A 22,692-nucleotide genomic window follows, 5' to 3' on the forward strand; every position below is an offset into this window, starting at 1 on the left:
ATGAGCATTGTCAAAAAGCTGGGAATTGCCCTCCTGATCGTCATCGCCGTCCTGGCGATCGTTTTCTACTTCGTCTCGCGCGGCGATACCGCGGACATCCCCTTCGACGAAGTCGTCGGAACCGAACCGCGTCTCGACGAGCCGGATGCAGAAACCTTCCCGACCGTTGCCATCGCCGAGCCGATTGGGTGGCAGGCGGGTGAAGTCCCGACGGCTGCCGAGGGACTGCAGGTCCAGCGCTTTGCTGACGGATTGGAGCACCCGCGGACCCTGCAGGCCTTGCCCAATGGCGATATCCTCGTTTCCTTGACGCGTGCACCTGCGAAGGACGGAGGCGGCCTTACGGCGTGGATTGCCGACTTGCTGATGAGCCGGGCCGGTGCTGGCGGGGAATCCCCCAATCAGGTGGTCCTGCTTCGCGACGAGGATGGTGACGGCGCCGCGGAATTGCGCCTGGTCCTTCTGGATGATCTGGATTCCCCCTCCGGTCTCGCATGGAACGACGGGACGCTCTATGTCGCAAATCACGACGAAGTGCTTGCGTTCCCTTACGAACTCGGCGCCGACACGGTTTCGGGGGCCGGAACGAAGTTGATCGATCTCGCCCCTGCAGGCGGCCATTGGATGCGCAACCTGGCGCTGCATCCCGATGGCGACAGGCTGTACGTTGCAGTGGGTTCCGACACCAATATCGGTGACAAGGGCATGGAAGCCGAAGAGGGCCGCGCCCTGATCTGGGAGGTCAACCTTGAGTCGGGCTCTCAGCGTATGTTCGCAGGCGGTCTGCGAAATGCGAACGGGCTCGACTTCAGCCCATGGTCGGGCGAACTATGGACGACCGTGAACGAGCGCGACATGCTCGGGTCGGACCTCGTGCCGGACTACCTCACCAATGTTCCTGTCGGCGCGCAATACGGCTGGCCGTGGGTATATTGGGGCGACAATTTCGACCGCCGCGTCAAATATCCCTATCCCTCGTATATAAACTACATCCGCACGCCGGAATATGCGCTGGGCCCGCACGTTGCCGCGCTCGGACTGGTCTTCAGCCGGGAGGGGGCCGCTCTGGGCGAAAGCTTCTCGAGCGGCGCCTTCATCGCGCGTCATGGTTCGTGGAACCGTAAGCCGCCCTCGGGTTATGACGTTGTCTATGTTCCTTTCGACGAACGCGGCAATCCGATGGGGCAGCCGATCGAGGTGCTGGGCGGTTTTCTTACCGGCGACGGAAAGACCCGCGGCCGCCCAACCTGGGTAGAACTGGCTGGCGACGGCTCACTTCTCGTCAGTGATGATACGGCCGGGATAATCTGGCGCGTGAGTGCCCCCGGCGCGACGCCGCAGGGGCCGATCGAAAGGGTGACCGGCCGCAGCCTGCCGCCGCAGCGCGAACTGAGAGGGCAGGCCGCAACCTTTTCCGGTGAAGATTTCGCCCGGGAAGTGACGGTGGACTAAGTTGCGCGGCGCAACTTGGGATCAGCCGAGAAGCGCTTCGGAATCGACTGCGTAGAGGCCGCTAGAACCTGCGGTCGCTGCGGCGCGCAGGCCCGCAGCTTCCGGGACGATACGGTCCAGAAAGAAACGGACGCTTGCCGGCTTGGTCTTGGCCAATACCGGAGCACTTCCAGACTCTACCGCGCGAAGCTGGCGCACCAGCTGCCATCCGGCGACAGCCACCGACAGCATCGTCGTGAACGGAACGCTGCCAGAGAGGCGGTCGTCCAGACTGGCTTCCTCGCGCATCCATTTGGCGACTGCTGCGCAATCCCCGGCGAGCGCAAACAGGGCCGGTTCGTCGGCGCAGTCGCGTGCGATATCTTCGGTGAGCGAGATCAGCGCCTGGCCGTCGTCCATGCCCAGTTTTCGGGTAACGAGGTCGGCTGCCTGAATGCCGTTTGTGCCCTCGTAGATCGGAGCGATACGCGAATCGCGCCAATGCTGGGCTGCACCGGTTTCCTCGACGAACCCCATACCTCCGTGGACCTGGATGCCCAGGCTCGCGACTTCGATGCCGATGTCGGTTCCCCAGGCTTTGATCAGCGGCGTCAGGACTTCGCCGCGCGCCCGCGCGTCCTCATTGCCTAGAGTCCCGCGATCGACTTGGCCGGCGGTGTAGTAGAGCAGTGCACGGGCGCCTTCGGTGAGCGCCTTCATCCTGAGGAGCATTCGACGCACATCGGGATGCTCGATTATCGAAACAGGATTGCGATCCGGAGAGCCGGCGCGCGCCGACTGTACCCGCTCCTTGGCATAATCAAGTGCTTGCTGGGTCGCCCGCTCACCAATCTGCACGCCCTGATTGCCGACATTGATGCGGGCGTTGTTCATCATCGTGAACATGGCCATCAGTCCGCGATGCGGGGCCCCGACCAGTTCCCCGATGCATTCGTCGTTATCGCCGTAACTCATCACACAGGTCGGCGACGCATTGATGCCGAGCTTGTGCTCGAGGCTGACGCAGCGAACATCGTTGCGCGAACCAAGTGTGCCATCCGCTTCGACGTGGTATTTGGGCACGACGAAGAGCGAAATTCCCCGGCTTCCTTCCGGCGCATCCGGAAGGCGCGCGAGAACGAGATGGATGATATTCCTGGAAAGCTCGTGCTCACCCCAGGTGATGTAGATTTTCTGGCCCTTGATCCGGTACTTGCCGGCATGCTCGCCATCTTCGATCGGTATGGCGGTCGCCCGCAGGGCGCCGACGTCGCTCCCGGCTTGCGGCTCGGTCAGGTTCATCGTTCCCGACCATTCACCGCTAACCAATTTGGGAAGATACTTTTGCTGCAATTCACCAGAACCGTGGTTTTCGAGCGCCTCGATTGCGCCCACACTCAGCATCGGCAACAGGTTGAAGGCCATGTTTGCGGTACCGAGGTTCTCCAGCACATTGCATGCAAGAGTGAAGGGCAGTCCCTGGCCACCGAATTCGGCCGGGGACGCGATCGCATTCCAACCCTGCTCGACATAGGCGTGATAGGCGGTGTCGAAGCCGTCCGGCAGGCGGACTACACCATTTTCCAGCTTCGCTCCCTCAAGATCGCCGATCCGATTAAGCGGCGCAAACTCGCCTGCTGCGAACTGGCCCACACCTTCGACAATGGCTTCGACCATGTCAGGCTCGGCGGCAGCAAATTTCTCGCTGGCCGCAAGCTCTTCGATTCCGGCATTTACCCGAATAGCGAGCAACTGATCCTGGGTGGCGGGAGTGTAGGTCACGAATGCATTCCTCTTGGCTTTCTTGAGCGTCAGATATAGCGCGCAGGCATGGTCGGCAAATACGCTACGGAAACGCTTCAGGCGAACGAAAGTGGCATAGCGCGTGCCGCAGAAATCTTGCGCGCGGGCGGGGTGGTCGCGGTGCCGACCGAAACGGTATACGGCCTGGCGGGAAGGGCTGACAGCGAAGAGGCGGTCACCCGCATTTACGAAGCGAAGGGAAGACCGAGCTTCAATCCCCTCATCGTTCACGTGCCCTCGATCGAGCGGGCAAAGCGCCTGGCGGTGTTTGGCGAAGAAGCGACAGAACTGGCGCTTGGCTATTGGCCTGGCCCGCTGACCCTCGTCCTGCCGAAGCGCGAAGAAGCGGAACTGGCAGCAAAGGCCACAGCCGGATTGCCGACACTGGCCCTGCGCGTGCCCGATCACCCCGTGATGTCTGCGCTGCTGGGCGCGGTCGATTTTCCCTTGGCGGCGCCTTCCGCTAATCCGAGCGGTTTCATCAGCCCCACGAGCGCGAAGCACGTTCTGGCATCATTGGATGGCCGTATCGATGCCGTGATCGATGGAGGGGTCTCGCGGGCGGGGCTGGAATCCACGATCCTCGCAGTGCGCGACGACGGTACGGTGGAAGAGCTACGGCCGGGTCCGATCAAAGTTGCGCCGCGCGACTCCGCTCGGCAGTACGACGCGATTGAAGCGCCTGGCCAGCTCGCGAGCCACTACGCCCCAGGCAAACCCTTGCGTCTCGATGCGAGCGATCATGCAGGAGACGAATTCATGATCGGATTTGCCGGCATCGCCGGCGATTGCACACTGTCTGGGGCTGGCAATCTCGAAGAGGCCGCTTCACGTCTCTACGCTTGCTTGCACCTTGGCGCGGCCTCCGCGAAACCGCGCATAGCCGTCGCCCCTATTCCGGATCGCGATATCGGCATAGCAATCAATGACAGGTTGCGCCGCGCTGCGACACCGCCGGATTAATCCTCGTCAGGTTCGACGGGGATGGTTGGCAGGATCTGCTGCATCTGTGAGTAGGTATCGCGCGCCTCGCTGCAGGCACGGCGATTGCCTTCCTCGCATTCGTCCAGTTGCTTTTCGTATTCCCGCTCCAGCTTGGCCAAACGCTCCTCGCGGCGACGAATTTCTCGCCCGCGTTTCTCGTCGGCTTCCGACTGGCTGGTGGTCGCGAGGTCTACGCCCTTACTTACGACTTTTACCGGAGCGGTCGCAACATCGACGAGCGTGCTGACACAACCGCCGAGAGTCAGGGAGACCAAGGGTAGGGCAGCAGTAGCTAGGCGGCGCATGCAAATTCCTTTCGCTGCGCCACCTAGCTCATATTCCCTTGCCGGGCGATGACTTAGGCTTCGGAATCTTCCGTTCTTGCATCCTGTGCCGGTTTGGCGCCGCCGCGGCAGACGAGCTTGCCCGATCCCATTGACGAAACTTCGCAGGTCGCGCTGCCGTTCACCGTTACCGTGCCCGATCCGACGATGTTCGCTTCGACGGTGCCGTCGGACGAAAACTCTGCATCGCCGGAACCGGCTACGGTGACTTCGGCCGTGTCGACCTGAAGATCGGCCATTGCGCCCTTGCCGGTGCCCGCGATCGTCATTTCCAGGCTCTTCGCGTTGCCGGACGCCTCGAAGTCGCCGGAGCCCGCAATAGTCACTTCGAGTTTTTCGGCATCGATTTTGCCAACCTTTGCCGAACCGGAGCCCGCGATGGTGGCTTCGGCGGGGCCGCTCATTTCGTCCGCTTCGATAGTACCGGATCCGGCCAGAACCATTGCTGTCAGGCTCGGCATCGTGACGCGGACGGTGGCCGTTCCCAAATTCTTGCCGCTGTCCTTCTCACGGCTCACGGCAAGTGAGTCATTGTCGAGATGGAAGCGCAGGGCATCGACCGCCGCCTGGTCTCCGGAGACCTCGATATCGAGGGCATCGCCGCGATTGACGATGATCGTGTCGGGCGAGGCCAGGACGATTTCGGAGGGATTTGCATCGGCCATGTCGACTTCTGCCAACGGCACGCCCTCCGTATCTCCGATGGTGACATTCACGCCGTCGCACCCCACGACAAGAGTGCTGGCGGCCAAGGCGGCGACGGGCGCAAGGCCCTTGAGAATTCTGGTCAGCATTGGCGGTTTCCCTCTATTGCCCGCGTTTCCGTATTGCTTACGTAATACACCAAGGCCGTCAGTTCAAGCCAAACGAAAAGGGCCGCCCCTTGCGGAGCGGCCCTTTCGTCGATTTCCCGATGGTGTTTGCCGATCAGGCTTCTTCGGTGTTCTCGTAATACTGGGGCGCGTGTTCGCGCAGGACGTCGAGAATCTTTTCCAGGGCCGTCGCTTCGTCGGTTTCTTCCATCGCCGCAAGTTCGCGGGCGAGGCGGCTTGATGCCGCTTCGAAGATCTGACGTTCGGAATAGCTCTGTTCCGGCTGGTCATCCGGGCGGAAGAGATCGCGCGTAACTTCGGCGATCAGGACGATTTCGCCCGAGTTGATCTTGGCTTCGTATTCCTGTGCGCGGCGCGACCACATGGTGCGCTTGACCTTGGGCTTGCCCTTCAGGGTTTCCATCGCTTCCTTGAGGGTCTTGTCCGAGGACAGCTTACGCATGCCGATCGATTCGACCTTGTTGACCGGAACGCGGAGGGTCATCCGTTCTTTTTCGAAACGCAGAACATAGAGTTCGAGTTGCATTCCCGCGATTTCTTCGCTCTGCAGTTCGATCACACGGCCCACGCCGTGCTTGGGGTAAACGACGTAATCGCCAACGTCGAAGGCATCAGCCTTGCTCGCCATGCATCAATCCTTTCAACGGGCCGACCGAGATTTCCGCGCTGCGAAGGACCCTGTCCGCATTCCTCGGAGGAGCGCGGCCAAACAGTCGAATTGCAGAGAGAATGCTCTTCCGGCCCTTTCGATTCTCACATCTGGCCGGGAGCACACCGGCGCAGTTGCTGCATTATATAGCACGGAAAGTGGATTATTGCGAGTCCGAGACGCTTTCGGTCGATCCGGACAGCCCACCCTGCGTGCGCTGAGCCACCAATTCGGCGCCGAGGAGGAGGAAGAAGCCGCTGGCATAGAACCACGTGATCAAGACGATGACCGCACCCAACGAGCCGTAGGTGGCATTATAGTTACCGAAATTGGTGGCATAATAAGCGAAGGCTGCGGTCGCTGCGAGCCAGCTGATCGCAAACAGGATTGCACCGGGCCAAATGGCCTCCCAATCCGGCGAAGGCGTGTTCGGAGCAAAGCGGTAGAGCAATGCTGCAGCCCCGCTCGCCACGATCAGGAGGCTCGCGAAGCCTGCAATATCTCCTACCGGGCCCGACAAGGCGGCAATTGCGGTCACTGCGCCGCCAGCCGCGACCAGTCCCACAACCCCTGCAATGGTGATCGAGAGCGCGACCAAATTGGCTTTGACGAACCCGCGCTCTTCGTCCGCACCCAAGGCGATATTGAGCCCCGTCATCAAGGCGCGCGCACCGTTTCGAGCACCGAAGAGCGCGATAGCGAGCGACAACAGCAGGCCGAAGCCCTTCGCGCCGGCGGCCCCTTCGCTCACATTCCTCAACTGGTCACCGATGAGTTCAGCGGCCGAGGGCGGCAGGCTCCGTGAAAGTGAAGAGATATGACCTGCAACCGTCGCCGGATCGGCGAAAAGGCCGTAGCCAAGCACGATTGCCCCGAGCGCAGGCACGAGCGCGAGCAGCGCGTAATGCGCCACTCCCGCAGCAACGATGCCGATGTTGTCTTCGCCGCCCTTGGCCCAGGCGGTTTTCAGGTCGTCAAGCAAACCGATGGCTGGATCAGTCGCCTTCGCCAGGCTCGGGCGAGAAGTACTTGTCGAACTTGCCTTCTTCGCCCTTGTGTTCGTCGGCGTCCGCAGGCGGTTCTTTCTGACCGGTGATGTTCGGCCATTCGGCGGAGAACTTCGTGTTCAGCTCGAGCCACTTCTCCAGATTATCTTCGGTATCGGGCAAGATCGCTTCGGCCGGACATTCCGGTTCGCACACGCCGCAATCGATGCATTCCGACGGGTTGATGACGAGCATGTTCTCGCCCTCGTAGAAGCAGTCGACGGGGCAGACCTCGACGCAATCGGTGTATTTGCATTTGATACAGGCGTCGGTGACGACATAGGTCATGGTGCGATATTTCCCTGTCTCGCAGTGGTCGTTCCGCTGCTATTTCCATTTTGTCCGCCCGGGTCAAGCTCGCGGTAGCAAGCCTGCGCTTCTCTTGGGGGTCCGCGACGATCGGGCAGTGACAGAACTTCGATCAGCCGCACTGTGTTCCCGAGTGGGAGGGTTAGTACGTCCCCTGGCTGGATGTCCCTGCTGGAGCGGGTGACGCGCTCACCATTCTGGCGAATGTGCCCCTTGCCGACCAGCTTGTTTGCCGCGCTGCGGGTTCGAACGAAACGCAGCAAAAATAGCAAACGATCGATCCGCACGCTCAGCCTTGCTTCATGAGATCCGCCAGCCCGGCGAATGCGCTGCCTTCACGAGGCTTGCTCGGGGCGGGCGCGCTGCGTTGCTGCTTGCGGCGGGACGGGCGCCACTCCCAGATGTCCGGCCGCTGAGGTCCGAACGCGTTCTCTGCCATTGGTCTTGCGCGCTGGACGCGAAAACCGGCCTGTCCGAGCAGGCGCTCGGCATTCTTTTCCTCGAGCCCGATTGAGATCGGCAGGGCGAGATTGAGGCGAAACTTGCGGGTCTTGTCCGCCTTGGCGCGCGCTTCGTGAGCGGAGCGGAAGATCTTCTCTGCTAGGTCGAGCCGGATGGCTTGCGATCCGGCGTGGCGATAGCCCGACGGGAGCTTCTTCGCGTCCGGAATGACCGGCAGCATGGCCTCCTGCAGCGGACGCCGATCGATGCCGAGTGCATGGAGCAGCTGGCGCGGCGCAGGCTTGAGGAGCATCGGCGAATAGATGTCCAGCGCGCCGAACGTGACACCGATCTTGCGCAGGAAAGGCCGCATCTCCTTGGGCAAATGCTCGATCCCTGCTTTTTCACGAGTGACGAAGCCGTGGCCCGAGATCAGGTTGAGTAGCAGGGCGCGGGCCTGCGATCCGGCATCCGGATTGGTCGCAGCGATATGCATCTTGCGCAGCGGTTCGAGCGGTTCGAGCTGCTTGTCGAGCCACTTGTCCAGAGCGGCCATCAAATTGGCCCGCGATGCGTCCGACAGGCTTGCCAGTTCGCGCGCAGGTTCGAGATCGGGCTTCACCTGTCCATCGCGGGTGCGCAATTTCGCCAGCATATGGCCCTTCCATCGAAGTGCTCCCCGACCCAACTCGATGTCCTGCAAATCGGACGCCGCCAGGGCATCGGCACGTTCCCCGAGCAGGCGGGGCAGCGCTTTCTCGGCTGCTGCAAGCAACATCTTGCGGTCTGCATGGTTGGCGGCCGCATCGACTACGAAGCGGAACCCTTCGACATGGCCCAGGGGTTCGTCCTCGACCTTCAGGATGCCGTCTTCAGTCAGGGTGATGGGGAGCATGGATGCGTCCTGTCCCAGCGATTTCATCAGGATAGCTGTCCTTCGGTTTACGAATCTTTCGGTCAGTCGCGCATGCAGCGCGTCCGATAATTTTGCCTCGACCGCGCGGGCGCGCGACGCCATTTCGTCACGTGCAAGAACCCAGTCCGGGCGTTGGCAGATATATGCCCAACTGCGAATCGCCGCGATCCGCCCTTGCAGCGTATCGATGTCGCCACCCGTATTGTCGAGTTCCGAGATCCGGGCGGCTACGAAATCCGCACCGATATAGCCTTGCTGGAGATCCTGCCACAGCCGCGCCACGAACCGGGCGTGGACGTCGGGCCCGCGCTGGCGGAAGTCGGGAAGCGAGCAGGCCTCCCAGAACCTTCGAACTTGCCCGTGCCCCTGGATCGTTGCAGCGAACGGTTCGTCGGCGAGGCGCTTGAGGGTTGCGAGGTCGATCGCTTCGGGGGCTAGACGAAGGGCCTCGTGCTGCGGTGGTGTCTCCAGGTCTCCGATCAGCGTTGCGATGCTGTCGAAGCGCGGCTCGGCCTCTCTCCAGAATAGCTTCGTGATCGGAGCGAAGCGGTGCTCCTCGATGGCGTAAACCTCTTCTTCGGTAAACTCGGGTGCGGATCCCATTTTGCTTCCCGCGCCTGCAAGCGTACCGAACGTCCCGTCACGCTGGTGACGCCCCGCGCGTCCAGCGATTTGCGCCATCTCCGCCGGATGAAGCCTGCGCATTCGCACGCCGTCGAATTTCGTCAGGCCCGCGAAGGCCACATGGTTCACATCGAGATTGAGGCCCATTCCGATGGCATCGGTCGCGACAATGTAATCGACCTCACCATTCTGGAACAATTCGACCTGCTTGTTGCGCGTTTCCGGTGAGAGCGCCCCCATGACGACCGCTGCGCCACCGCGAAACCGGCGAAGCATCTCGGCCACGGCATAGACCGCCTCGGAACTGAAGGCGACGATTGCGCTGCGAGGGGGCAGGCGCGACAATTTTCGCGGCCCGATATGGGTAAGTGTCGAAAATCGCGGCCGGTCGGATATTTCGGCTTCGGGGATCAGCGCCTTGACCATCGGCTCCAGCGTTGCCGCACCGAGCAGCATTGTCTCCTCGCGTCCGCGCGCATTGAGCATGCGGTCGGTGAAGACGTGCCCGCGTTCGCGGTCGGCAGACAGTTGTGCTTCGTCGAGGGCGACGAAGGCCGCATCGGGAGAGCGGGGCATGGCTTCCACCGTGCAGCAGAGAAATCGGGCGCCTGCCGGTTCGATGCGCTGTTCGCCGGTAATCAGCGCCACCGCCTTTTCGCCCTTGATTGCGACCAGGCGGTCGTAGACCTCGCGTGCGAGCAACCGCAGCGGGAACCCGATCACACCGCTCGAATGCGCGCACATCCTTTCGATGGCGAGGTGCGTCTTGCCGGTATTGGTGGGCCCGAGGACCGCCTTGATCGAGGCGTCTTTCACCCGCCCTAGGTGGCAGTGCACCGAACGCTGTGCAACCGCCTGTCTCGCAATACCCGCAGTTCGCCCCTAATTGCGCCGCAAGGGGGGCGAAGTTAAGCGCGCCTTTACCTTGAATCCGGCATAGACTAATCCGAATGAATTGAACGGCGGGCGCGCGGGATCGCGCCACTTGTCGTGATGGAGGGTTTCAGGTGCAGGTGTCCACATCGGACGATCCGGAGCAGGTAACGGCGGATGGTGCGGCGCGGGAAAGCGCTCAGACCGCCGCTCCTGTAGTCGAGGGGCAGGGTCAGGCCTCGAAGGCAGGGAAGTTTTCGCTCGCCACCCTGAAATCGCAGGTCTTCGCGCATATCGAGAGCTTCGACATCGCCCCTGACCTGGGAGCCGACATCGGATCGAAGCGCTGGTTCAGAGGCTTGGGCACTTTCGTGGGGCTCTCTGTTTTAGCGCTGGCGTTCTGGCCGGATTTCGCGCCGCTCGAAGCCGCTTCGCCGCTGCCCGATGACAGCGGAATACTCGACGAATATCACAGCCAGGCGATCCTGCCGCTGGCCTTGGGGGCGGATACGGGCCGACGCATGGGGCCGAGCAATCTCGTCCGCCCGCTGACAGAGGCGCCCGAACGCCCTCAATTGCAGATGCTGGCCACCCTTGGTTCGGGTGGCAGCTTCGAACGCACCCTTCTGAGAGCCGGTGTCGGCCGCGCTGAAGCGCAGGATGTGCTGTCGCTCGTAGAGCGCGCCATGCCGACCAGCGAACTTGAGCCTGGAACCCAGATCGACATCACACTGGGCCGGCGCCCTGCTCCGGGCGCCTCACGACCCCTGGAAGGGCTCAAATTCCGCGCACGCTTCGATCTGGAACTGGCCGTGACCCGGCTCGATCCTGGCGCTGATCTTACGTTGTCGCGCAAGATCATCCGGGTCGACGAAACCCCGCTGCGGATCCGCGGGACCGTCGGTGACAGCCTGTATCGCTCCGCCCGCGCTGCCGGAGCGCCTGCGAGCGCCATTCAGGCCTATCTCAAGGCTCTTTCCGCACAGGTTAGTCTGGACAGTGAGGTTCGCGAAACCGACACGTTCGACATGATCATCTCGCACCGCCGCGCGGCGACGGGAGAACGTCAGGCGGGACAGCTCCTTTTCGCGGGTCTGGAGCGCGGCTCGCGCCAACCGATCCAGCTCATGCGCTGGGGTAAAGACGGGCAATTCTACGAGGCATCGGGCGTCGGCGAGGAACGGGGCGGCCTGGTGGCACCGGTGCCGGGCCGGATGAGTTCGAGTTTCGGTATGCGACGCCACCCGATCCTTGGGTATCGAAGGATGCACTCGGGGGTCGACTTCAAGGCTCGCCACGGAACGCCGATCGTCGCTGTCACCGATGGCCGGGTTACCGGTGCAGGACGCATGGGCGGCTGCGGCAATGCGGTGCGCCTGCGTCATGGCAACGGCATCGACACGCGCTACTGCCACATGAGCCGCATTGCGGTGCGCGGTGGGCAATCGGTCAAGCGCGGACAGGTCATTGGTTACGTAGGATCGACCGGCCTTTCTACCGGCCCGCACCTCCACTACGAAATGTATCGCGGTGGTCGCGCCGTGAATCCGGCCTCGGTCCAGTTCGTCACGCGCGCCCAGCTTTCGGGCGATGACCTCCAGAAATTCCGCGACGCACTGCGTAAGATAAGGACAGTCGAGGCAGGTGCTGCACTGGAAGATCTTGCGCCGACCGCCGACGAGGTAGCGGACGAGGGGCCAAAGCGCGAAATCGACAAGCTCAACATGCCCAAGCAGGTATCCTGAGATTGAACCGCCTTAGCGATTGCGACACAGGGGTCACATGACGAGCAACGCATCCTACCCAGCCACCCGCATGCGCCGCACGCGAGCCCATGACTGGAGTCGCCGAATGCAGCGCGAAACCGTGCTGACTGCGTCCGACCTCATCTGGCCGCTCTTCGTGACCGAAGGTAAAGGTGTTGAGGACCCGGTCGCAAGCCTGCCCGGTGTGTCGCGCTGGTCTATCGACGGTATCGCGAAGCGCGCCAAGGAGGCTGTCGAGCTCGGGATACCGTGCATAGCCCTGTTTCCGAACACCCCTTCCGAAAAGCGAAGCGAGGACGGTGCGGAAGCGCTCAATCCGGATAATCTGATGTGTCGTGCGATCAAGGCGGTCCGCGATGCTTGTGGGACGGACATCGGTATCCTGACCGACGTCGCCCTAGATCCTTATACCAGCCACGGACAGGACGGTCTCGTCGATGGGACGGGCTATGTCCTGAATGACGATACAGTCGCGGTGCTCGTGGACCAGGCGCTGGTCCAGGCCGAAGCGGGGGCGGATATCGTCGCTCCGTCGGATATGATGGACGGCCGCGTCAAAGCGATCCGCATGGCGCTCGAGATGAACGGGCACCCCAATGTCCAGATCATGAGCTACGCCGCGAAATACGCCTCCGCATTCTACGGGCCATTCCGTGACGCCGTGGGGTCTGGCGGTCTGCTGAAGGGCGACAAGAAGAGCTACCAGATGGATCCGGCCAATGGCGATGAGGCCTTGCGCGAAATCGCGCTCGATATCGCCGAGGGCGCCGACAGTGTCATGGTGAAACCGGGTCTCGCCTATCTCGATGTTATCTGGCGCGCGAAACAGGAATTCGGAATTCCGGTCTATGCTTACCAGGTGAGCGGCGAGTATGCGTTGATAGAGGCGGGCGCGGCAGCCGGCATCGGGGACCGCGACGCACTGCTGATGGAGAAGCTCGTCGCCTTCAAGCGCGCTGGTTGCTCCGGCGTACTAACCTATCATGCGCCTGTGGCGGCACGGTTGCTCAATGACTGACACGGGCAGCGCAACTTCGCGCCGCTGGCTTTTCACTCTCACAATCTTCGTGGGCAGCTTCCTGCTGTTCATGGTGCAGCCGATGGTCGCACGGATGGCCCTGCCGCGCCTTGGCGGGGCCCCGAACGTCTGGAACAGCGCCATGCTGGTTTACCAGGCGCTGCTTCTGGGCGGTTATACCTACGCCCATTTCATCGGCCGCTTCACGATCAAGCGCCAGGCGACCATCCATATCGCACTGCTCCTGCTGGCCGGCCTTACCTTGCCGCTTGCCCTTAAGGCGGGTGGAGCCGCGTCCCCCGGTTGGGAAGTCGTCTGGGTACCGTGGCTTTTCCTTTTGACCGTCGGCCCGGTTTTCTTCGCCGTGTCCGCACAGGCGCCGCTCATGCAAAGCTGGTATGCCGCCGGAGAAGGGGCAGGCGATCCTTATCCGCTGTATGCGGCTAGCAACCTCGGAAGTTTCGGGGGCTTGCTCGCCTATCCGCTGCTGGTCGAGCCCATCCTTCCGCTTGGCGAGCAAAGCCAGCTCTGGACGATCGGTTACGGCGCCTTGGTCCTGCTCGTCGCAAGCGTCGCCTTCGCGCGGCGCAGGGCGGTTGCTGTTACACATGCCGCCGAAGAAGCTCGTACCAAGATCAAGGGCTCCACGATTGCATTCTGGTTGATCTTGTCCGCCGTGCCATCGGGCTTGATGCTGTCGACCACCACGTTCCTCACAACCGACATCATGGCGATGCCGCTGTTGTGGGTGATCCCGCTTGGCCTTTACCTGCTCTCCTTCTCGATCGCCTTTGCTGAAAATCGCAAGCTGGCAAGTTTGTTCGTGCGATCCGCGCCGATCCTGGTGCCGATCTGCGCTGCACTCTCGATCGGCGAGAAAGCGGACCTGGGCGTAACGGCCGGGATTGCCACGATTGCCTTGCTCTTCATCGGAGCGGTTGCGCTACACGCCCGCCTCTATTCGCTGCGCCCACCCGCGAGCGATCTTACGCGCTTCTACCTTTTCATGTCGCTCGGCGGGGTGATTGGCGGCGCTTTCACCGCCCTGTTCGCGCCAGTCCTGTTCGACTGGACCTGGGAGCATCCCATCCTGATCATCGCGCTGGTGGCGCTTCTGCCACTTGATGACTGGAAGCCGCTGCTTGCGCGAATCCAGGTCCGAGAGAATTTCATTCGGGTCGGGCTGGTCGTGGCGGTTTTCGGCGTGATGATGATCACCGGCCTGACGACCCAGATCGCTCTAAGCACCGTGGGCGACAGGACGCGCAGTTACTTCGGTATCTACACGGTCGCAGAACCGAACGACGGAACGCGCTGGCTGATCCATGGCACCACCACGCACGGAATGCAGCTGGACGGAAGCACGCAGCCGACGACCTATTATGGGCGCAATTCAGGTGTCGGCAGGGTGCTGGCGAAGACGCCCGGGCTGTTCGGTGAAGAAGCGCATATCGGTGTGGTCGGCCTCGGAGTTGGTACGCTCGCCTGTTATCGCCAGCCCGGCCAGGAATGGACCTATTTTGAAATCGACCCCGCGGTCCTCGACTATTCGACACGCGGCCAGTTCACCTACCTGTCGGAATGCACGCCCGAGGCGCGGACCATCATCGGGGATGCCCGCCTCGAACTGGCGGCCTTGCCCGACAACACTTTCGATGTGCTCGTCATCGATGCCTTCTCGTCCGATTCCATCCCGCTCCACCTGCTGACGCGCGAGGCAATCGCGGTGTATCGGCGGGTCATGCAGCCAGACGGCGTGCTGCTCATCCATATCAGCAATCGCTTCATAAAGCTGGAGCCGGTGATCGAAGCCCTGGCTCGCGATGCCGGGCTTACCGCGACCATCCGCAACGATCCCGAAAACAAGGAGGCGCGGACATTTACCTCCGGCTGGATCGCGCTCAGCTCCGATTCTTCGAAAGTCGACCAGATAACCGAGCAAGAAGGTTGGGAGCCATTGGGCGAGCCTGCCGAACGGCTTTGGACGGACGACTATGCTTCGGTCTTGCCCCACCTCAAGGCGGACATCATCGAATGATCGACGGGCCCTTCCGGTGCGAAACGGAACGGCTGGTCCTACGCGACTGGAATGACGAAGACTGGCCCCTCTTCTGGGAGGCGACCAACACTCCCTCGGTCATGCGCTGGCTTGGCGGTGTGTGCGATGCAGACAAGCGTGCGGCTGCGCAAAACCGTCTGATTTCCTACGAACGGGAACATGGACACACCTTCTGGGTGATCGAGCGCAAGAGCGACGGCGCAATCCTCGGCTTCTGCGGATTGAAGCGCTGCAATCAGGCGGGTGGTCCGGTTGGCATGATGGAAGTCGGTTGGCGCCTGCGCGAAGATGCCTGGGGCAAGGGTTACGCGAAAGAGGCTGCCATTGCCTCTCTGGATATGGCTTTCAGCCGCTTCGGGGCCGAAGAGGTTATTGCGCTCACCGTCGCGGGCAATTCTCCCAGCTGGGGCCTGATGGACCGGCTCGGCATGCGGCGGCGCGAAGATCTGGACTTTGCCAATGACGAGTTCGACAAGGAAAACCCGGTCATCATCGTCTACTCCATCGATGCGGACAGCTGGCGTGGCTGACATAATCGCCGAAACCGATCGCCTGATCCTGCGGACCATCGAAGAAAGCGATGCGGCGGAGCAGATGCGCGTGCTCAACACTCCCACCGTGATGGCTAGGCTGGGCGGCGTGAAGGAGATGCACGAAATCGAGGCCAAGCATGCCAAGGCCCAGGCGCTATATGCCCGTCACGGTTTCAGCTTCCTGATGATGATCGAGAAAAGTAGCGGCGACCTCGTGGGCCATTGCGGCATCAAGCAGGTCGACAGCTCGCTTGCTCCGAACCAGGGTGATCACGAGGTTGGCTGGCTGGTCCGCGAAGACCGCTGGAGGCGGGGTTATGCGCGCGAGGCGATGGAGGCGGTACTCGATTGGGCATTCGGCCGTGTCGATGCGCCCCACGTCGTCGCCTTGACGAGCGAAGCGAACGTGGGAAGCTGGAAACTGATGGAAAGGCTCGGCATGACGCGGCGGGTGGACCTGGACTTCGACGATCCCGACTACCCGCCCGAAGACCGCCACGTCATCCAGTACAGCCTGACCCGCGAAGAATGGGAGAAGAAAAAATGGACCGCCCCGGCGTGAACATCGTGCCGATCCACGGCAAGACCCCGAAGATCGACGACAGCGCATTCATCGCGCCCGGATGCACGATCATCGGGGATGTCACGATCGGCGCGCAAAGCTCGATCTGGTACAATTGCGTGCTGCGTGCGGACGTAAGCCGCATCGTGATCGGGGAGCGAACGAATGTGCAGGACGGCAGCGTGCTCCACTGCGACCCGCCGCGCCCCGGCGATCCCGATGGCTCACCGCTCATCATCGGCGATGACGTTCTTATCGGCCACATGGCGATGATCCACGGCTGCGTAATCGAAAACCGCGGGTTCGTCGGGCTTGGCGCAATCGCGATGAACAAGGCCGTGATCGGCAGCGATGCCATGCTCGCTGCCGGCGCCATGCTGACGGAAGGCAAGGTCATGGGAGAGCGGGAGCTATGGGGCGGCCGACCTGCCCGGAAGATGCGCGATCTCGACGAAGCGGCAGTCATGGGCATGCGCATGGGCACCGCGCATTATGCCGAGAACGCCCGTCACCATTCAGTGGCAGTGGATGAAGCGCTCAAGAGCTGACCTGCCGGAAGCGGCTGCGCTACTTGCATTGATCGACCCGAAGGGCCGGCTGCCGGTACGCGTCACACCGGGAGCGCGTACCCAGGCAATCCTGATCGAGAACGGCAAGGTGTCCGTCAAAGTTCGCGCCAAGCCTCAGGATGGCGCGGCCACCGAGGCAGTGCGCGAGCTTCTGGCCGAGGCCCTGCAGATTGCGCCCTCGCATGTGCATTTGTTGCGCGGCGCAACTTCTCGCGAAAAGCTCTTTGCTATTACCCTGCCGGTTTGACGTAGGCGCCCATGTGCGGGACAAGATCCGCCTTGCCGAGATTGACACCGTTCATGCGCATGATCGCGTAGGCCGTGCTGGTGTGGAAATAGAAATTCGGTAGCGCCCAGTCGCGCGCATACTCCTGCGCCGAGAGGTGGAACGTCATGCCGATGGGGAGCGTCATGTCGAATTTCGCCCCTGCGTCGAGGAAGTCATCCGGCTGGACCTTTTCGAGCATCTCCAGGGATTCGCCGATCCGCGCCTTGGCCTCGGCGAACGTTGCCGGATCCTCGTCCCTGGAGGTGAAATCGAGCCCGGCAAGGCGGGCCAGTCCCTCGCCCGGAAGGTTGGTCACGAACCGATACTGGGTAGATAGCGGAAGCATGTCGTCTGCCAGCTTTTCAGCGAGCAGCGCATCGCCCTTGTCGTGGGTGGAGGCCTTGTCGGTCATTCCCGAAAGCGCGCGCAGCATGTTGCGCCAGGTCGGTATCAGCAGGTCGTGAGGTGTCATCGAATTCTCCCGGACAGGCACTTGGCCTAGCCGGAGCAGCCGCGGCGTCAATCCCTCACGAGCGAGCGCAGCGCCTCTATACGGTCCGCTTCGTGCGGCGGCTTGTCCCAGCGGATGCGGTGGATGCGTGGAAAGCGCATGGCGAGGCCGGACTTGTGCCGCTTGCTCTCGTGCACGCTGTCGAACGCCACCTCGAAGACCAGGCTCTTATCCGTTTCGCGCACCGGCCCGAAGCGGTTGACGGTATTGCTGCGCACATGCCGGTCGAGCTTCTTCAGTTCTTCGTCGGTGAAGCCGGAATATGCCTTCCCGACGGGTAGCAGGTCGGCCCCCTTGTCGGGATCCCCGTCCCAGCACCCGAAGGTGTAGTCGGAAAAGAAGCTGGATCGCTTGCCGCTGCCGCGCTGGGCATACATCAATACGCAGTCGACCAGCAGCGGATCGCGTTTCCACTTGTACCAGTAGCCCACGCGTCGTCCCGCGATATAGGGGCTGTCCTTGCGCTTCAGCATAAGGCCTTCGATCGCATCGTCGCGGCTGCCTTCGCGGATTTCTGCCAGATGCTCGAAATCGCGCGCTTCCACCAGGCTGGAAAGGTCGAAATGACTTTCCGGCAAGCGCACCATCAGTCCTTCCAGCGCCGCGCGGCGACTGGTCCAGTCCTTCTCGCGCAGGTCGTCACCCTCGGCGATGAGGACGTCATAGAGGCGCACGAAAGCAGGCGCTTCGGTGAGCATTTTCTTGCTTACGGTCTTGCGTCCCAGCCGCTGCTGGAGCGCGTTGAAACTGGCCGCGCCGCCCGCTTCGCCGCCCTGAACACTTCCGCGCACCAGCAATTCACCGTCGAGCACGGCATTGAAGGGAAGCGCATGAAGCAGCTCGGGGAATGTAGCCGAAATATCGTCGCCACTACGCGAATACAGGCGCGTTTCACCACCAGCCCGAACCAATTGGACGCGGATGCCGTCCCATTTCCACTCCGCGGCATATTCCGCCAGGTCGACGACCGTGTCTTCCAGCGGATGGGCGAGCATGAACGGCCGGAAGGTCGGCAGGTTCTCGATGTCCGGCGGGTCCTTGCCATGAGCGGCCCAGTCGAACAGCTCGGGGTAGGGCGCAGCGAGGCCGTGCCAGTACTCCTCAACCTCGTCGACCGACACGTCGAAAGCCTGCGCCAGCGCAGTCTTCGCCAGCCGGCTCGAGACGCCGATGCGCATCCCGCCTGTTGCGAGCTTCAACAAGGCGTAGCGGCCCGATGCGTCGAGCCTGTCGAGCAGGCGCGGCAACTCGGTGACGACGCTCTTGCGGTTCATAGAGGAAAGGAGTTCGACCGCTTCGCTGACCGTCGGCGGGGAGGGCGGTTCTTCCGGTGCCGGCCAGAGGAGGCTGGCGGTCTCCGCCGTATCACCGACGAAATCGCGGCTGAGCGTCCACAGTACCGGATCGACCCGATCCTTCATGAGGTTGCGGATCGTCGAGCTTTTCACCGCCGGGAAATCCAGCCCGTCGGCCAGCGCAGCCAAGGCCCAGCCACGGTCGGGATCGGGTGTGGCCCTCAGATATTCCGCGATCAGCCGCAATTTCTCATTGCGCGAACGCGTGTAGACCAGCGCATCGACGAGGGCGGCAAATTCCTCCACGCTCAATCGTCCTCGTCTTCGTAACCGACGAGGGCGAGCGCCCGCGCGCGGCGTTGGTGGAGCTGGCACCATCGCAGCAGCGCATCCTCGCGTCCGTGGGTAATCCAGTTTTCCTGCGCATCGACTTCCCGTATCGTGCGGGTGAGCTCGCCCCAGTCCGCGTGGTCCGAGATCACCAGCGGCAATTCGACGTTTCGCTGACGAGCACGCTGGCGCACACGCATCCAGCCGCTTGCCATGGCAGTGATCGGATCGGGCAGGCGGCGGCTCCAGCGATCGTTCAGCGCAGATGGCGGGCACACAACGATGGCCCCGCGCATGTCCTCCTTCGTGTGGTCGGCGACCAGCCGCAGCTCGCCCAGATCGACGCCGTGCTCCTCGTAGAGGCGGCACATCTTTTCCATCGCGCCATGCAGGTAGATCGGATTCTTATGTCCCGCTTGGCGCAATTCGGCGATGACCCGCTGCGCCTTGCCCAGCGCATAAGCGCCTACGAGCACGCAACGCTCCGGGTGGGCGGCCAGGCGGTCAATAAGCTTTCCCAGCTCTTCTTCGATCGGGGGGTGGCAGAACACTGGCAGGCCGAAGGTCGCTTCGGTGATGAAGATATCGCAGGCCGTGACTTTGAACGGAGGGCAGGTGGGGTCGGCCCGGCGCTTGTAGTCGCCAGTCACGATCACCCGTTCCCCCGCATGTTCGAGCAGGATCTGCGAGCTGCCGAGCACATGGCCTGCAGGAATATAGGTAGCATCGACACCGCCCGGCAGGCGGATGGTCTCGCCATATTCGGCAGGCGTGGCACCATCGGAAGTTGCGTAGCGCAACTTCATAATCGCTAGCGTTTCGGGCGTGGCAACGGTCTGGCCATGGCCGCCGCGTGCGTGGTCGGCGTGGCCGTGCGTCACAAGAGCCTTGTCGACGGCCCTTGAAGGATCGACCCAGCAATCCGCCGGCTCGATGTAGATCCCGTGCGGTTCGGGTTTGATCCAGGAAAAAGGCGCGGCCATCGCCGACTCAAACGAAAGGGGCGCGAACCGTTCCCGATCCGCGCCCCTTCGATTGCTTATGGCAGGATGTCAGTCCTTACCTTTATCACCCTTGCTGCCGCCTTCGCTGGCATCTGCGTCGGGCTTTTTCTTGGGCGCCGCCTTCTTCTTCGCCGCGGGCTTGCGCTTCGGCTTGGTCTTGGGCGGAGCCGGCGTGAGTTCGAATGACGGCTTGCCATCCTTCATCGTCACCGCGACCTCGCCGCCATCGGCCAGCTTGCCGAACAACAGCTCTTCGGCGAGCGGCTGCTTGATTTTTTCCTGGATCAGGCGGCTCATCGGCCGCGCACCATAGAGCTTGTCGTAGCCCTTATTCGCCATCCAGGCGCGCGATTCAGCATCGAACTGGATATCGACGTTCTGTTCGGCCAGCTGAAGTTCGAGCTGGAGGATGAACTTGTCGACCACGCGTGCGACGGTTGCCTTGTTGAGGTAACCGAACGGCACGATCGCATCGAGACGGTTGCGGAATTCCGGGGTGAACATCCGCTTCACCGCCTCTTCGCTCGCGTCTTCCTTGGACACGTCGCCGAAACCGATACCCTGCTTGGCCATGTCCGATGCGCCCGCATTGGTGGTCATGATGAGAACCACGTTGCGGAAATCGACCGTCTTGCCGTGATGATCGGTCAGGCGACCGTTATCCATCACCTGCAACAGGATGTTGAATAGGTCCGGGTGAGCCTTCTCGATTTCGTCGAGCAGGAGCACGCAGTGCGGATTTTGATCAACCGCATCGGTTAAGAGGCCACCCTGATCGTAACCGACATAGCCCGGAGGCGCACCGATCAGGCGGCTGATCGAATGGCGTTCCATGTATTCGGACATGTCGAAGCGCTTGAGTTCGATACCCATGATCGAGGCGAGCTGGCGCGCGACTTCGGTCTTGCCCACGCCGGTGGGGCCGCTGAACAGGAACGAGCCGATCGGCTTGTCCGGATCGCGCAGGCCTGCACGCGACAGCTTCATGGCCGTCGACAGCTTCTCGACTGCCGGGTCCTGCCCGAAGACGACGTGCTTCAAGTCGCGCTCGAGATTCTCGAGAGCCTTCTTGTCGTCGCTAGACACCGATTTCGGCGGGATGCGGGCCATGGTCGCGATGACGGCCTCGATCTCGCGCGCGGTGATCTTCTTCTTGCGGCGGCTGGGCGGCACCAGCATCTGCATCGCCCCCACTTCGTCGATCACGTCGATCGCCTTGTCGGGCAGCTTGCGGTCGTTGATGTAGCGCGCCGACAGTTCCACGGCGGTCTTGAGGGCATCGGGCGTGTACTTGACCTTGTGATGCTCTTCGAAGGCGCTGCGCAGGCCCTTGAGGATCTTGATCGTATCCTCGATCGTCGGCTCGTTCACGTCGATCTTCTGGAACCGGCGCAGCAGCGCGCGGTCCTTTTCGAAGTGATTGCGGAATTCCTTGTAGGTGGTCGAACCGATGCAGCGGATCGAACCGCTGGAAAGCGCAGGCTTCAGCAGGTTGGACGCATCCATCGCGCCGCCGCTGGTTGCGCCGGCGCCGATCACCGTGTGGATTTCGTCGATGAAAAGAACGGCCTCGGGCATGCTCTCGAGCTCGTTCACGACCTGCTTCAGCCGCTCTTCGAAGTCGCCGCGATAGCGGGTGCCTGCCAACAGTGCGCCCATGTCGAGCGAATATATGACCGCATCCTGCAGTACTTCGGGCACGTCGCCCTCGACGATCTTGCGGGCAAGACCTTCGGCGATGGCGGTCTTGCCGACGCCCGGATCGCCCACATAGAGCGGGTTGTTCTTCGACCGGCGGCACAAGATCTGCACCGTACGGTCGACCTCCGGTCCGCGTCCGATAAGCGGGTCGATCCGTCCGTCTTCCGCCTTCTTGTTGAGGTTGACGGTGAACTGGTCGAGCGCGGTTTCCTTCTTGTCGGCGCCTTTCGCCTGTTCCGGCGCGTCGGTGTTTGGCGCCTCTTCCGCGCCCTGTGGCGAACGGCCTTCGACCTGCTTTCCGCCCTTGCCGATCCCGTGGCTGATGAAGCTGACCGCATCGAGACGGCTCATGTCCTGCTGTTGCAGGAAATAAACGGCGTAGCTGTCTCGCTCGGAGAACAGTGCGACCAGCACGTTCGCGCCGGTCACCGTGTCCTTGCCCGAAGACTGGACATGCAGGATCGCGCGCTGGATTACCCGCTGGAAGCCGGCAGTAGGCTGCGGATCGGCCCCGTCGTCGGATTTGAGCGACTGGTATTCCTGTTCCAGATACTGGGTCACGACAGTGGTCAGTTCGCCGAGATCGACGCCGCAGGCGGTCATGACCTGGGCGGCATCCTCGTCGCCGATAAGCGCGAGCAGTAAATGCTCCAGCGTCGCATATTCATGACGACGCTCGCCCGCATCGGTGAGGGCTGCGTGAAGGGTCTTTTCGAGGTTCGCGGCGAAACTTGGCATTCGGATCCTACTTTCGAGGGACTCGCAAAACGGCGAGACAGGGAGAGCCTAGGGGATCAAGCTTGACGAAAGCTGACCGCGCTGC

General features: G+C 62.2%; 21 protein-coding genes. 9 read left to right on the forward strand and 12 right to left on the reverse strand.

All coding sequences use genetic code 11. The features are described from left to right. Nucleotides 1-1,452: a PQQ-dependent sugar dehydrogenase gene (locus CVE41_RS07600; RefSeq protein WP_100260108.1), complete on the forward strand. Its 1,452-nt coding sequence runs from the start codon at nucleotides 1-3 to the stop codon at nucleotides 1,450-1,452. Nucleotides 1,453-1,473: 21 nt separating this feature from the next. Here the strand turns inward: CVE41_RS07600 and CVE41_RS07605 are convergent, their stop codons facing one another. Beyond that, nucleotides 1,474-3,213 (reverse strand): acyl-CoA dehydrogenase family protein, encoded by a 1,740-nt coding sequence (locus CVE41_RS07605; RefSeq protein WP_100260109.1) that lies wholly within the window; start codon nucleotides 3,211-3,213, stop codon nucleotides 1,474-1,476. Nucleotides 3,214-3,261: 48 nt separating this feature from the next. Here CVE41_RS07605 and CVE41_RS07610 point away from each other — a divergent pair, with 48 nt between their 5' ends. Next, nucleotides 3,262-4,197, forward strand: coding sequence for an L-threonylcarbamoyladenylate synthase (locus CVE41_RS07610; protein WP_100260110.1), 936 nt, complete (start codon nucleotides 3,262-3,264; stop codon nucleotides 4,195-4,197). Here the strand turns inward: CVE41_RS07610 and CVE41_RS07615 are convergent. The 7 genes from CVE41_RS07615 to CVE41_RS07645 form a co-directional block, all read right to left on the reverse strand. Further along, complete coding sequence (locus tag CVE41_RS07615) at nucleotides 4,194-4,523, reverse strand: hypothetical protein (RefSeq protein ID WP_100260111.1); 330 nt, start codon at nucleotides 4,521-4,523, stop codon at nucleotides 4,194-4,196. The two genes, CVE41_RS07610 and CVE41_RS07615, sit on opposite strands and share 4 nt — an antisense overlap. Nucleotides 4,524-4,576: 53 nt before the next feature. Then, entirely contained in the window at nucleotides 4,577-5,356 is a 780-nt protein-coding gene (locus CVE41_RS07620) for a head GIN domain-containing protein (protein WP_100260112.1), read from the reverse strand. 133 nt (nucleotides 5,357-5,489) lie between these two features. Continuing rightward, nucleotides 5,490-6,023, reverse strand: a complete 534-nt coding sequence (locus tag CVE41_RS07625) for a CarD family transcriptional regulator (protein ID WP_100260113.1) — start codon at nucleotides 6,021-6,023, stop codon at nucleotides 5,490-5,492. Between the two features lie 184 nt (nucleotides 6,024-6,207). Next, the gene (locus CVE41_RS07630; RefSeq protein ID WP_198507621.1) at nucleotides 6,208-7,026 is read right to left on the reverse strand and encodes a YihY/virulence factor BrkB family protein; all 819 of its coding nucleotides are present in this window, start codon (nucleotides 7,024-7,026) and stop codon (nucleotides 6,208-6,210) included. A 13-nt stretch (nucleotides 7,027-7,039) separates the two neighbouring features. Next, nucleotides 7,040-7,378, reverse strand: coding sequence for a ferredoxin FdxA (fdxA, locus tag CVE41_RS07635; protein ID WP_100260114.1), 339 nt, complete (start codon nucleotides 7,376-7,378; stop codon nucleotides 7,040-7,042). Further along, nucleotides 7,375-7,686 (reverse strand): RNA-binding S4 domain-containing protein, encoded by a 312-nt coding sequence (locus CVE41_RS07640; protein WP_100260115.1) that lies wholly within the window; start codon nucleotides 7,684-7,686, stop codon nucleotides 7,375-7,377. Before CVE41_RS07640 ends, fdxA begins: the two co-directional genes overlap by 4 nt. 2 nt (nucleotides 7,687-7,688) lie before the next feature. After that, nucleotides 7,689-10,196, reverse strand: a complete 2,508-nt coding sequence (locus CVE41_RS07645) for a helicase-related protein (RefSeq protein WP_100260116.1) — start codon at nucleotides 10,194-10,196, stop codon at nucleotides 7,689-7,691. 191 nt (nucleotides 10,197-10,387) lie between these two features. Between CVE41_RS07645 and CVE41_RS07650 the strand changes: the two genes are divergently transcribed. Genes CVE41_RS07650 through CVE41_RS07680 form a run of 7 tightly spaced genes read left to right on the forward strand, consistent with a single transcriptional unit; the run spans nucleotide 10,388 to nucleotide 17,007 of the window. Next, nucleotides 10,388-11,998 (forward strand): M23 family metallopeptidase, encoded by a 1,611-nt coding sequence (locus CVE41_RS07650; protein WP_198507622.1) that lies wholly within the window; start codon nucleotides 10,388-10,390, stop codon nucleotides 11,996-11,998. A gap of 37 nt (nucleotides 11,999-12,035) precedes the next feature. Then, a complete protein-coding gene (gene hemB, locus CVE41_RS07655) occupies nucleotides 12,036-13,037 on the forward strand; it encodes a porphobilinogen synthase (protein WP_100260117.1) in 1,002 nt (333 codons plus the stop codon). After that, nucleotides 13,030-15,075 (forward strand): spermidine synthase, encoded by a 2,046-nt coding sequence (locus tag CVE41_RS07660; protein ID WP_100260118.1) that lies wholly within the window; start codon nucleotides 13,030-13,032, stop codon nucleotides 15,073-15,075. The genes hemB and CVE41_RS07660 overlap by 8 nt, the downstream gene beginning before the upstream one ends. Next, on the forward strand, nucleotides 15,072-15,626 hold the full coding sequence (locus CVE41_RS07665; RefSeq protein ID WP_100260119.1) for a GNAT family N-acetyltransferase: 555 nt from the start codon (nucleotides 15,072-15,074) through the stop codon (nucleotides 15,624-15,626). Before CVE41_RS07660 ends, CVE41_RS07665 begins: the two co-directional genes overlap by 4 nt. Continuing rightward, a complete protein-coding gene (locus tag CVE41_RS07670) occupies nucleotides 15,619-16,191 on the forward strand; it encodes a GNAT family N-acetyltransferase (RefSeq protein WP_100261430.1) in 573 nt (190 codons plus the stop codon). The genes CVE41_RS07665 and CVE41_RS07670 overlap by 8 nt, the downstream gene beginning before the upstream one ends. Further along, complete coding sequence (locus CVE41_RS07675; protein ID WP_100260120.1) at nucleotides 16,173-16,739, forward strand: gamma carbonic anhydrase family protein; 567 nt, start codon at nucleotides 16,173-16,175, stop codon at nucleotides 16,737-16,739. Before CVE41_RS07670 ends, CVE41_RS07675 begins: the two co-directional genes overlap by 19 nt. Then, nucleotides 16,720-17,007 carry a DUF167 domain-containing protein gene (locus tag CVE41_RS07680; protein ID WP_100260121.1) on the forward strand — a complete coding sequence of 96 codons (288 nt, stop codon included), beginning with the start codon at nucleotides 16,720-16,722 and terminating at the stop codon, nucleotides 17,005-17,007. Before CVE41_RS07675 ends, CVE41_RS07680 begins: the two co-directional genes overlap by 20 nt. Here CVE41_RS07680 and CVE41_RS07685 read toward each other — a convergent pair. The 4 genes from CVE41_RS07685 to clpA all read right to left on the reverse strand — a co-directional run bounded on the left by CVE41_RS07685 (nucleotide 16,991) and on the right by clpA (nucleotide 22,607). After that, on the reverse strand, nucleotides 16,991-17,500 hold the full coding sequence (locus CVE41_RS07685) for a DUF1993 domain-containing protein (protein ID WP_100260122.1): 510 nt from the start codon (nucleotides 17,498-17,500) through the stop codon (nucleotides 16,991-16,993). The two genes, CVE41_RS07680 and CVE41_RS07685, sit on opposite strands and share 17 nt — an antisense overlap. A gap of 47 nt (nucleotides 17,501-17,547) precedes the next feature. Then, nucleotides 17,548-19,140 carry a cisplatin damage response ATP-dependent DNA ligase gene (locus tag CVE41_RS07690; RefSeq protein ID WP_100260123.1) on the reverse strand — a complete coding sequence of 531 codons (1,593 nt, stop codon included), beginning with the start codon at nucleotides 19,138-19,140 and terminating at the stop codon, nucleotides 17,548-17,550. A 2-nt stretch (nucleotides 19,141-19,142) separates the two neighbouring features. Beyond that, nucleotides 19,143-20,147, reverse strand: coding sequence for a ligase-associated DNA damage response exonuclease (locus CVE41_RS07695; RefSeq protein WP_100260124.1), 1,005 nt, complete (start codon nucleotides 20,145-20,147; stop codon nucleotides 19,143-19,145). A gap of 69 nt (nucleotides 20,148-20,216) precedes the next feature. Further along, nucleotides 20,217-22,607 (reverse strand): ATP-dependent Clp protease ATP-binding subunit ClpA, encoded by a 2,391-nt coding sequence (clpA, locus tag CVE41_RS07700; protein WP_100260125.1) that lies wholly within the window; start codon nucleotides 22,605-22,607, stop codon nucleotides 20,217-20,219. Nucleotides 22,608-22,692 lie beyond the last annotated feature (85 nt).

Origin of the sequence: Qipengyuania seohaensis, from assembly GCF_002795865.1 — a bacterium.
GTDB lineage: Bacteria > Pseudomonadota > Alphaproteobacteria > Sphingomonadales > Sphingomonadaceae > Qipengyuania > Qipengyuania seohaensis.

Bases quoted from the DNA above. Each gene is read 5' to 3' on its own strand.
- CVE41_RS07600 (WP_100260108.1), top strand. From the start codon at position 1: ATGAGCATTGTCAAAAAGCTGGGAATTGCCCTCCTGATCGTCATCGCC.
- CVE41_RS07610 (WP_100260110.1), top strand. From the start codon at position 3,262: ATGGTCGGCAAATACGCTACGGAAACGCTTCAGGCGAACGAAAGTGGC.
- CVE41_RS07615 (WP_100260111.1), bottom strand. From the start codon at position 4,523: ATGCGCCGCCTAGCTACTGCTGCCCTACCCTTGGTCTCCCTGACTCTC.
- CVE41_RS07620 (WP_100260112.1), bottom strand. From the start codon at position 5,356: ATGCTGACCAGAATTCTCAAGGGCCTTGCGCCCGTCGCCGCCTTGGCC.
- CVE41_RS07625 (WP_100260113.1), bottom strand. From the start codon at position 6,023: ATGGCGAGCAAGGCTGATGCCTTCGACGTTGGCGATTACGTCGTTTAC.
- fdxA (WP_100260114.1), bottom strand. From the start codon at position 7,378: ATGACCTATGTCGTCACCGACGCCTGTATCAAATGCAAATACACCGAT.
- hemB (WP_100260117.1), top strand. From the start codon at position 12,036: ATGACGAGCAACGCATCCTACCCAGCCACCCGCATGCGCCGCACGCGA.
- CVE41_RS07660 (WP_100260118.1), top strand. From the start codon at position 13,030: ATGACTGACACGGGCAGCGCAACTTCGCGCCGCTGGCTTTTCACTCTC.
- CVE41_RS07665 (WP_100260119.1), top strand. From the start codon at position 15,072: ATGATCGACGGGCCCTTCCGGTGCGAAACGGAACGGCTGGTCCTACGC.
- CVE41_RS07675 (WP_100260120.1), top strand. From the start codon at position 16,173: ATGGACCGCCCCGGCGTGAACATCGTGCCGATCCACGGCAAGACCCCG.
- CVE41_RS07680 (WP_100260121.1), top strand. From the start codon at position 16,720: ATGAAGCGCTCAAGAGCTGACCTGCCGGAAGCGGCTGCGCTACTTGCA.
- CVE41_RS07685 (WP_100260122.1), bottom strand. From the start codon at position 17,500: ATGACACCTCACGACCTGCTGATACCGACCTGGCGCAACATGCTGCGC.
- CVE41_RS07695 (WP_100260124.1), bottom strand. From the start codon at position 20,147: ATGGCCGCGCCTTTTTCCTGGATCAAACCCGAACCGCACGGGATCTAC.
- clpA (WP_100260125.1), bottom strand. From the start codon at position 22,607: ATGCCAAGTTTCGCCGCGAACCTCGAAAAGACCCTTCACGCAGCCCTC.